This window comes from Nocardia sp. alder85J (assembly GCF_020176955.2).
GTDB lineage: Bacteria > Actinomycetota > Actinomycetes > Mycobacteriales > Mycobacteriaceae > Nocardia.
The window spans coordinates 1-1384 of record NZ_JAIUCZ020000033.1 but is presented as its reverse complement, the minus strand read 5'-3'; the positions used below and the strand labels follow the sequence as shown (position 1 = coordinate 1384).

General features: G+C 66.5%; 1 pseudogene. It reads left to right on the top strand.

The features are described from left to right. Positions 1 to 45 precede the first annotated feature (45 nt). Positions 46 to 1384 (top strand): annotated as a pseudogene (locus LBW94_RS44130) (IS701 family transposase); the annotation flags it as partial.

The window sequence follows — 1384 nt, the reverse complement described above, 5'->3', positions numbered from 1 at the left end:
CACGACAGTTGTATTTCGTTGTTTTGCAGTCGGACCGATGGTGGGATACCTTGTCGTCTCGTGCTGGGTGATGTTGCCGCAGAGGATGTTTCGGCGTGGCGAGTGAGTTTCGATGAGGTGTTCGCGCGGGTGGCGGGGGTGTTCTATCGGGCGGAGCCGCGGCGGTGGGCGCGGTCGTATCTGACGGGGTTGCTGGCGCCGGTGGAGCGGAAGAATACGTGGCAGTTGTCCGAGGCTGCGGGAGAGGAGGATCCGGGCCGGTTACAACATTTCTTGAATCGGTCGCGGTGGGACGCCGACGAGTTGCGCGATTGCCTGCGGGCGTACGTCGCCGAGGCGCTGGCCTGCCCTGATGGAGTCCTGGTTCCGGACGAGACCGGGTTCTTGAAGAAGGGGGTGAAGTCCGCGGGTGTGCAACGCCAGTACTCCGGGACGGCCGGGCGTGTGGAGAATTCTCAGCTCGGGGTGTTCCTCGCCTACGCCGGGCGCTCGGGCCGGGCGCTGATCGACCGAGAGCTCTACCTGCCCGAGTCGTGGATCGGTGACCGCGATCGCTGTATCGAAGCAGGCATACCCGAAACACGTTGCAGTACAGGTCTTCTGACGAAGCCCAGGCTCGCGGAGATGATGATCGCCCGGACCCTGGACGCCGGAGTGCCCGCAGGATGGGTGGCCGCGGACTCTGCCTACGGCCGCGACGGCCGGTTCCGGGCCTTCTGCGAGACCCGCCGCCTGTCCTACGTCCTCGAGGTGCCGGTCCGGCACACCGTGCCCGACCTCGACGGCCGCCGCCGCGTCGACACCCTCGTCGCCCGAGCACCCGCACAAGCCTGGCACCGCGTCTCGGCAGGACTCGGTGAACGCGGCGAACGCGAATACGACTGGGCCTGGGCCACCCTCCCCAATTTCGGTGACCTCCCCGCCGGATACACCAGAACCCTGCTGGCCCGCCGATCCCTCGACAACCCTGCCGATATCGCCTATTACCTGTGCTTCCACCCCGCCACCATCGAGCGGGAACAGGTCGTGGCCGTGGCCGGCGCCCGATGGGCGGTCGAAGAGTGCTTCCAGGCCGCCAAGGACCAGTGCGGCCTCGACCACTACCAAGTCCGCAAATGGCATCCCTGGTACCGGCACATCACCCTCGCCATGCTCGCCCACGCCTTCCTCGCCGTCACCGCCGCCACCGACCCAAAAGCCCACGCGGGCTGGGCCGAATCACAGTCGCCGACATCCGCCGTCTCCTGGCGATAGTGCTCCACCCCGCCCGCACCCTCACCCACGCACTCGCCACCTGCCACTGGCGCCGCCGCCACCAAGCACACGCCCGACAACTCCGCCACCAACAGAAACGATTACAAAACAACGAAATACAACTGTCGTG